Origin of the sequence: Diplocloster hominis, assembly GCF_032380655.1 — a bacterium.
Taxonomy (GTDB): domain Bacteria; phylum Bacillota; class Clostridia; order Lachnospirales; family Lachnospiraceae; genus Diplocloster; species Diplocloster hominis.
The window spans coordinates 95,230-104,526 of record NZ_JAWDIY010000020.1; the positions used below are offsets into that span (position 1 = coordinate 95,230).

A 9,297-nucleotide genomic window follows, 5' to 3' on the forward strand; every position below is an offset into this window, starting at 1 on the left:
GTTGTTTATAGGGAATCCGTTTCCTTAAGAACACCGCCCTCCAACTTTAACACAACATCGGCCTTATTGGCAAATACGGGTGAATGTGTAACAGCAATAACGCATCCCTGCCGCGGGCCATGGGCATATTGTATCAGTAAGTCAAAAATCACGCGGGCATTATCATCGTCAAGATTTGCCGTCGGCTCGTCCGCCAATAATAACGAGGAATCGGAAATTAGCGCGCGAGCTATCGCCACCCTTTGCTGTTGTCCGCCCGACAGCTTCCGAACATTGCGCTTGGCGGTCTCACTATTCAATCCAACCTTTTTTAGAACAGGCAGCGGGCTAAGTGGAGATACCATCTTTAGGTTTTCCTCCGCGCTCAGGTAGTCAATCAGGTTATAGCTTTGAAAAATAAAAGATACGTCCTTTTTCCGATATTCAGGCAGGCCTTTTTTTATCAGAGGTTTCCCATTAAACAGGACGCGCCCCGAACCGGGTATGGCCAATCCTCCCATAATGGAAAGCAGAGTAGACTTTCCGCAGCCCGAACTACCTGCTATAGCATAGACACAGCCCGGATGGAATGTAGCGTTTAGGTTTTTCAATATAAAAACTCCCGGTTGGTAGGAATAATTGATATTCTGTAATTCCAGCATTTTATAATTCTCCTAACTGATAGATTTTAAGTTTTCGTTTGGCTCTTTTCGGAAAACAGGTAACTCCGCTGTTATCATCGAAGCGGGGATCAGAAAGAATCCAAAGCCCAGCATGATTCCCGCTGCGTCCGCTGAAACAGAAGCTCCTCTTTGTTCCCTTTCGTTTTTCCCCGGGCTGCGATCGGTTTGCTCTGTTGCCGACTGCTCTGGTCCGCTATTTTGATTAACGGCTGCTGAAACAATATGCTCTCCGGCCCAGTGTACGATTCCTCCGCTTATCACAAGGGCAATTACCATCGCTGCAGCGGCGGCAATCAGCACCTCAGCAATATGCTGCATCAAAACACGGCACTTCGGCAGCCCCAAGCTCATCATAATGCCGATTTCTTGCTTTCGCTGTTTTACTCCATGTAAAACCAGAAAGTAAATCAGGGTAATACTCACGAGTATAACAGCGACCCATATGATTTTAAGCAGGTTTGACAGAGAACTAAGCGACCCGATCATAACCGCATAATTATCCAAATCAGAGACAATCCCATCCGGCTGCCCTGCGGGCCAATCCAGATTTTTGATCTCATTTGTCACAACAGCTAAATCTGATGATGAGGAAGCACTGAAAGCTGCTTGAAAGAAAAAGCGCTGTGATTTCGGATGAAATGCCGAAGAATAGGTCTCTAAATCAAGATAGCAGTAATTTTCATATAACTGATGCGAAAGGTGCAGCCCTTTATTCTGTTTGTTATCCCGCGAATCAAAAATTCCTATGATTTCCGCTTGTATCATATCCGTATTCACATGGCTGGTATCATATCCCATGCTTTCCATGTCCTCAAGGATTGGCTGCGAAAAACGCATCTGTATTGTATCGCCAAGGTGCAGAGAATTTTTATTTGCCAATTCTTTGTGTATTAAAACTTTGCGTTCATCGCTTTCCCTGATATGCCTGCCTGAAATAACCGTTAGTATCCCTTCAGAAAACAGCTCGTCGCTATCTGACGTCACATTGCTAACAAGCGTGCCTGCGTGTTCAAAGCCGGGGCTGACGAAGCAGCCATCGCCATCCGTTTTTACAGATAGAGGCGTTCCGTGATCACTTGCGAATTCCACCGGAACAGCGTTTGAGATCAAGCGGTAAGCGGCAATATCATCCCTGGCTGAAATCTCGGTGATTCTATCAAGCGTCAGTGATCCCGGCGCATTATACGCGTTTACAATAAATTCCCTGCTAAAATCATTCTTCATTTGCTCAATGCTAGTATTCGCTTGCGCGGCAACGGAAACAACGGTCAGTATCAGTATAAATACAGTGGTTAGCAGCAGAATCAAAAGAATACTCCTGCTTTTTTTCCTTAAAACATATCGGCTTGCACATTGAATAAAGTTCATAGATACTTCCCTCAATTCGTTTTTTCAAAAATCGTTTTTGGCGGTGCGTACAAAAGCAAGGCGTCGGATACGCATATCGATGCAGCCAGCAAACAGAGATTCGTGACAATGATCTGAACTACCGTCACTGTTTGGATATCATTTACAGTGATATGGATCGCTTGAAATAGTTTGCTGGATATTAAGTAATTACCTGTAAAATATGCGGCGGCTATGGATATACCTGCCGGTATCATGACCTCTATGATGTGCTGCAATACGATTCTGTTTTTCGTAAATCCGAGCGAAAGTAATATTGCTATTTCGTTTTCCCGCATTTTAGTTTGAAGCATTAAGATAAGGGTGATAACCAGGAATCCTGCGAAAATGATTACCGCGTTCAAAACAAAAAACTGATTTGATACGGCCTTGACTGAATCAGCGTCGATCAATGATGTATCCGCTTCATTAAACAGCACATATTTGTTCCAATCGATATCCAGCCTTTGGGCTTGCGCGAAAATCGCTGTCATCTGATCCGGCCGGTCAACAAAAAATTTTACGCTGACGATTCCCTGTTTCCCATCATCCAGAGCAAGCGCCGTACCGCAATCCACATAAATGAAATTTTCGCTTAATTCTGATGGGAATAATTCAGTTTCACCTGCTTCATCCGGTTCAACCGTATTTTCATATATACCGGATAGGACAACCTCCGTTCCGGACGTATCGCCCGGCGTTGTAATTGTCAGCCTATCTCCTATATTCAGATTGTTCTGCTTTGCGAATTGGGCATTTACCATTGCTTCACGCTGTGAATCTGGTGTAATGTGTTTGCCTGCCGTTAAATTTATTATTGAACCTAAGTATAGGTCAGAATCAGATACCCCTCTTATGGAAGCTGCGTCATCCTCCTCCGCCGGAACATTATAAGCAGCTAATTCCAGCGGGCTGCCGTTATGATCGGATATTTTTCCCGATAAAAAGGCATAATGGGCTGCATATGTTTTTATTCCATCGATGATCATAATTTTTTCAATTACTTCGTCGGTAATCAAATGTGGTACAGACATAAAGCTGATCGTACTTCCTTCAACCTCGACGGTTTCCTGGTCTGTCTCATATTGCGAATCAAGATAAAAATAATCCAGCGGTTTTTGTTCCAGATCCGCCAAAGCATCATCTGCGGCTTCCCGAATGGAAATGATAGTGAACGCCATCACATTTATTGCAAAAAATACAATCAGAATCAAAAACGCACGTGATTTTTTGCGTGTTAAGTATTTAACCGCTAACGATATTCTGTTCATGTATCCGCTCCTTTTTCATATAAATTATTATGAGATAACAATAGCAAGAAAAAGTATGGAAAAAATATGGAAGTGGTATGATTTTGGTATTTATTTTCATTTTCTGATGATAAGTATTCCTTCTTACCCGATGTGGTTTATGAATCACTTAGTCCATGGCATAAAAAAAAGAACGTCCAACTCAGAACGTCCTTTTGAATCCTGTCTGCTTATACTGGCATGGTTCCAACCCCAGAAGTGAGGTGAATCAAGGTTTTCCATATAAACAATTCAACAGAAAATGATTTTGAATACATGAATGCAACAGAAAATGATTCTGAATACATTAATGCAGCAGAGAATGGCTGTGAATATAAAACTCCTCCTGGCTCGGCTGGTATTTCTTTTCCATTTTTTCCAGCTTATCGTCAAAGCGCTGTGCTTCCTCTTCGTCAAAATGCATGAGCGGACTATCGTAGTAGAACCATTTTCTTCCGTCTAAAGCACCCTCTCGGAGCTCTTTTACCAACATCGCAGCCGGATACGATCCGTCCTCAAGACAGACATTGTATTTTTTACAGCTCTTAAATCCACGGCTGACATAATTGCCCGGATTTCCGAATATTACAATCACATCGTAACCAAGTGCAGCCGCCTGTTCTAAAGAATACTCGATTAACATTTTTCCATATCCCATCCTTTGGCAGCCGGGCAAAATGCTGACCGGGCCAAACGTGAGGATTTCCTTTTCTTCTCCGGTTTCATCAACCAGTTTCGCTTTCGTATACATGATATTTCCTATCATTTGACCGTCTAATTCAATCACAAAATCTAATTCCGGCAGAAAATCTTCATGCTGCCGCATGATATGAACCAGATAATGTTCTGCACATCCCGGAATATATAGGTTATAAAAAGCTTTTCTGGTGATTTCCTCCACTTTTGTGTAATCTGCTTCCCGCTCATTTCTGATCTTTATCATAGATAATTCTCCTTTTATACTATTTATAGCCCTTCAGTTAAAGCAGACAAAATATCTGTTATCTCATAATTTTTACTTTCGACATGAATGCAGCATCCTTCCGGCATCAACCTTATGACCCTATTTTCCAATTCCATTCTGCGTTTAAAATGTGTGATAATGTCATCAAAATTTGAAACACCATGCTTTTTACCATAATTTGAGCTGCTTAGATAACTCATCAAGAGAGGATACCACACTTCCTCCCCTTGTTCATTTACCCGTTCCGCCCTTATATTTTTAATGCAATTTTCAATATCCCTAGGTATCATGCGGACCAATTTGAATTTCGGCATATCAAGCATCGATATTATTTCTTTATAAAATTCCTCAATTTGCTGTTCGCTATACATGGCAAACAGCATCAATTCTTCCATTATATTTTGAAAAAAAGAGTATTCGAATAGATTTCCGCACGAACGAAAATCATGGATTCTTTGCATCACAATGCTTTTGAATTCCAAAGGATTTTTTCTTCCGCCGTAAATTTCGTATTTTTCCATGTATTGATAAAATTGATAATTTTCAGTACAGACTTTTAACAGCCACAGCGCTCCCCCAGACCACCAGATCGTAGCCAGACTCTGTCTTGACCGTCTCCTTGACATCTCCGGCAGTGAACATGCATAGATACATCCGATTCATACGGTATCTCGCATATGAATATCGAATTTCACTATTGTTTCATTATACCGTTTTATAAAAAATAGAACAACATTAAGATATATAAATAATTATATTCTTCACATCCCCCTTCGCGGTACCTCGTATGTACTTTGTACGTAACCGATCACGGGACTGGCATACAAACGTCGCAGGACTGGGACACTGTCTGAGCCGAATGGCAAGTAGTGTCCCGGTCCTGCGACTAATAGCTTCGCACCCCTTCAGGGTGATCCATTCTCAGGTCCGCCGATGCAATTTGAATCCCATTATCTTTAAGCCTGATCTCCGGTATCCGTCGGTCCCCCGCACAGTTCCGGCACCGGAACCGGGCGGTCCGCCAGGATACATCCATAGAGATATTCCTCATCAAAGGAAAAGTCCAGCTGAAACGTGGCATTGGTTTCATTTTTTACCTTCAGGTCCAGCCAGCCCTCGCTGACCGTAGCATCCACCCAGCTGGGGACCCCTGATTCCGGTACCGGGAAGCTGTGTTTCGCATGGTTATGATGCTCCACCACAGATAGAGGCGTGTGCTGGAAAAGCCAGTAGAGCAGATTACTCAGCTGGCACAGCCCTCCCCCGTAGACCCCCTGGATCTCGCCGTGCACCAGGCAGAGGCCGTCTTTATAGCGCTCCTGCCTGTCCGCGTACCGGGCCAGCTGCCAGAATGAAAAGGTCTCGCCCGGGCGGATCAGGATGCGGTCCATGGTTTTCACAGCCAGCTTCAGATTATGGACCTTGTTATATTGATACTGGATATCATATCCTGTATTCGGATTGATCAGCAGCGAATGCGTCTCGAAGATCAGATGGGGCAGCAGGCCTTCTTCCTTCGTATGACTATAAACTGCCTTGTCGAATCTCATTTTCAGGTAGAACAGGAATTTTCTCTGTTTCTGCCGCAGGGGCAGAAGGAAGGGAAATAGCTCCGTCAGCCGTTTTCTTTTCATGATACAGCGCCTCCCTTTTCCTGCTCCTTCCGGTTCAGGGCCTGCATGCCGTCCTGACGTCCGACGCCGAATAGAATACTGACTGCCATAACCACCAGCATGGCGAAGGAGTAGAATACGAACGGGGTAATCTGCCCTGCCGTCAGCGGAGCCGAGCTGTCAGCCGCGAATCCCAGGGTATAGATAATCGCCGGTGTCCATGGCATACAGTATACAAGTGTATTGGACTGAGCATCCAGCAGATTTGCTGTCCGGTACGGGCTGATTCCGAATTTCTGGGAGATGGGCTTCGCGAAAGAAGCGCCTACCGCCAGGATCGCCGGGGCGTTTAGCCCCATGATGGCCGACAGGCCGATCACCATCAGGGAAATCACGACTTCCGCAGCCGCCGGACCTTTGGCGATACGGCTGATGACACCCAGAAGCTTCAGATCCCCGTGTCCGGCCCGCATGATCGAGGTCGCCCCGAAGAGCAGCAGTGCCAGCACACAGACCTGGATCATACTGCTAAGCCCCGTATACAGCACACCTCCCACCGTCCGGTCCAGCCCTTCCCCTGACACAGAGAACAACGCAGGTATGGACGCCTGGGCTGCGTCGATCTGCACGATATCGATCAGCCCCGCCGCCACAGCGACCGCCCCGGCAGCCACGATTCCGATACTGGTGGCGATGATAATATTTCCCGTCCTGGCCGCTATGATAATCGTCAGGATTACCGGAAGGAACATGAACAAGGTTTTTGGATCATAAGCATAAGAACCCGCTGGCGCACCGGACTGGTTCAGCACGATTCCAGCCACCGTGATCGCCAGAATCGTAAGGGCCGCAGCCGCCAGCGCGTATTTAAGCCTCGAGCGCACGACTCCCGGCACATCCACGCCCTGGGAAGCGGCGGAGCAGATCGTCGTATCTGAGATGGGGGCCAGATTATCCCCAAATGCCGCTCCCGAGATGATCGCGCCGGCCAGAATTCCCGGATGAGCTCCAAGAGCCAGGCCAGCCGGATAAAGAACTCCCATACCTGCGGCGATAGTCCCGAACCCGGTACCAGACGCCGTGGCAAAGACCGCGGAGGCGATAAATGCGATCACAGCGAAGAGAATTCCATTGACACCAATCCCCGCTGCCAGACCTGCCACTCCCGCTGCCAGGCCGGATTCCCGAAGGATTCTGGAGAATACTCCCGCGAACAGCCAGCAGACCACCGGCACGATGGCTTCTTTGCTGGCCATCCCATCGATCATGGCGTCCGCATAATGCTTTTTATCCTTAGCCAGAAAGAAGGAGAGCAGAAGGCCCAGAAACGCGGGCAGCCACAGCGCCCCGTCTGAAATCGACCCAAAGTAAAATGTCGTAATGACAATACACACAATGAAGATGACGAACGGCAGAAAGGAGACCCATTCTCCGCCGTAAAATTCTAGTTTTTCCCTCTCATTTGTCATAAATATCCCCCTCTAATCAATGATGTTCTGCCAGAACATAGTGATAATAAACCCATCCGCGTTGTTACCGGATACCGTACAGCTGCAAAGCTCCGGGCACGGTATTTTAACCGGCTCACCGCCCGCTTCCACAGTGAAAATCTCGTAATGTTTTCCATGAAGATCGATGAGCAGGTGATTTCCGTCATATGGAAACTTTTTCAGGTAGGCCAGATATTCCTCCAGTGTAAAATTATGCATCTGCATCAGGGATGCGTGGGGCCTTCCTACATAGCGGAAATGCCAGGGCTCCTGCGCCACGCCGGTAATCGTTTCCTTGCGCTTCTGGTAGCGCTCCACGAAGCCATATCTGGGGGCCAGCTGCCGAAAGAGCTGGCAGATTCCCGTATAGGGAAATTCCGGCGCTATAAAATCAATGTCCGGCAGATTCTCCGCCAGGTCAATGGCCAGGCCGGTCTGATGCTCACTGCCGTCGGGAGGTGCCACGTATTTTACCGTGTATTCTTTCCCATTTTCCTCCATGGAACTGCGGTATATGTCTTCCTGGTCCTCTCTGGTCCGGAATCCGCTGACCGGTACGATCTGCGCTTCCGCCTCCAGATCCCGCAGCAGTTTCCCAAGGCTTTCCACCGCTTCTTTTTCCAGCAGAATATCGGGATAATCCGGGCGGACCGGCTTTAAGGATACTTCCTTGCGCTCCGGCGATACCGGAAAGCTTCTGTTGACCAGGATCAGACTGCCTTCTGTTATATTTTCCTTTTTTAATGTGATTGTTTTCATTTATACCTCCAGCGCCAGCCCGGCCAACCGGTCCAGCATCTCTTCGAAGGAAATACCCACGTCCTTTAACATGCTCGGATATCTGCTGACGGCAGTCAGTCCGGGTATGGTGTTTACTTCATTGAATACCACGTCACCATCCGGGGTCAGGAACATATCCACTCTTGCAAAACCTTTGCAGTTAAGCGCCCGGTAGATGATCGCGGCGGTTTCCCTGATCTTAGCGGCGGTCTCGGCGTCGATTCTGGCAGGCATATGGATCTTAGCCTCTTTGCGGTGGTATTTTTCCTGAAAATCGAAGAAGCCTCCGGGGCATTCGATCTCATCCACCGTTCCGATCACCAGCTTCAGGTTGCCCAGAACGGAACATCCGACTTCAAAGCCGGGGATCTCTTCCTCGATCACCACTTTATCATCCACCCGGAAAGCATTTTGAACCGCTTCGTACAGGCAGGCAGCATCGGTTACTCTGGTAATTCCGAAGGAGGAACCGGCTTTCACCGGTTTGACATACAGAGGATAGCGGAAGGTCGATGTACAGTGGGTCAATTTTTCATGTTCTAATTCTTCATAAAGAACCACGGAGCGGGGTACCTTTACTCCAGCCGCCTGTACTACCGTATGGGCAATGTCTTTATCCATGCCAATCGCGGAGCTTAAGGTATCGCAGCCAACCAGCGGAATGCCAGCCAGCTGGATCAGCCCCTGCACGGTGCCGTCCTCCCCATTTTTACCATGGAGAACCGGAAAGGCCAGATCCAGAGGGGTCTTCAGCGTGCTTCCCTTGCGGAATTCAATGAGGCAGTGCTGTGTCCGGTCCGGAGAAATGATCGCCGGTGTACAGTCCTGCCCATTGCACCAGGTGTCTTCCAGGATTTTCTCCGCATCTCCCCTGAAACGGTACCAGCCGCCCTGCCGGGTAATTCCCACCGGGATAACCAATGTCATTTAGTTAAGACATTATAAAAAGCAGAACCTTTTTAAACATCAAATAATGAATACGAACGTTCAAATTAAGTACTCTATTATGCATCACAATAAGACAGATTGCTATCTGTCTCAAAAAGGTGTATATATTAGATGATGTTTATACAGCTCTGTATAGAAAACTAACGGAAGTCTTATGGCTGACAT

9 protein-coding genes are annotated in these 9,297 nt (G+C 47.0%); all 9 read right to left on the minus strand.

Annotated elements, in window-relative coordinates; all coding sequences use genetic code 11:
- Positions 1-5 precede the first annotated feature (5 nt).
- Positions 6-641 carry an ABC transporter ATP-binding protein gene (locus ABC831_RS17790; RefSeq protein WP_343249435.1) on the minus strand — a complete coding sequence of 212 codons (636 nt, stop codon included), beginning with the start codon at positions 639-641 and terminating at the stop codon, positions 6-8.
- Positions 642-653: 12 nt separating this feature from the next.
- Positions 654-1,970 carry an FtsX-like permease family protein gene (locus tag ABC831_RS17795; RefSeq protein ID WP_343249436.1) on the minus strand — a complete coding sequence of 439 codons (1,317 nt, stop codon included), beginning with the start codon at positions 1,968-1,970 and terminating at the stop codon, positions 654-656.
- Between the two features lie 71 nt (positions 1,971-2,041).
- Positions 2,042-3,319 carry an ABC transporter permease gene (locus ABC831_RS17800; RefSeq protein ID WP_343249437.1) on the minus strand — a complete coding sequence of 426 codons (1,278 nt, stop codon included), beginning with the start codon at positions 3,317-3,319 and terminating at the stop codon, positions 2,042-2,044.
- Between the two features lie 325 nt (positions 3,320-3,644).
- Positions 3,645-4,280 (minus strand): GNAT family N-acetyltransferase, encoded by a 636-nt coding sequence (locus ABC831_RS17805; protein WP_343249438.1) that lies wholly within the window; start codon positions 4,278-4,280, stop codon positions 3,645-3,647.
- Between the two features lie 23 nt (positions 4,281-4,303).
- On the minus strand, positions 4,304-4,822 hold the full coding sequence (locus tag ABC831_RS17810; RefSeq protein WP_343249439.1) for a P-loop NTPase family protein: 519 nt from the start codon (positions 4,820-4,822) through the stop codon (positions 4,304-4,306).
- Positions 4,823-5,257: 435 nt separating this feature from the next.
- Positions 5,258-5,935 carry a VanW family protein gene (locus ABC831_RS17815; protein WP_425524603.1) on the minus strand — a complete coding sequence of 226 codons (678 nt, stop codon included), beginning with the start codon at positions 5,933-5,935 and terminating at the stop codon, positions 5,258-5,260.
- Positions 5,932-7,383, minus strand: coding sequence for a Na+/H+ antiporter NhaC family protein (locus ABC831_RS17820; protein ID WP_343249440.1), 1,452 nt, complete (start codon positions 7,381-7,383; stop codon positions 5,932-5,934). The genes ABC831_RS17815 and ABC831_RS17820 overlap by 4 nt, the downstream gene beginning before the upstream one ends.
- 12 nt (positions 7,384-7,395) lie before the next feature.
- Positions 7,396-8,163: a D-alanyl-D-alanine carboxypeptidase family protein gene (locus ABC831_RS17825; RefSeq protein ID WP_343249441.1), complete on the minus strand. Its 768-nt coding sequence runs from the start codon at positions 8,161-8,163 to the stop codon at positions 7,396-7,398.
- Entirely contained in the window at positions 8,164-9,111 is a 948-nt protein-coding gene (locus ABC831_RS17830; RefSeq protein WP_343249442.1) for a D-alanine--D-alanine ligase family protein, read from the minus strand.
- Between the last annotated feature and the right edge of the window lie 186 nt (positions 9,112-9,297).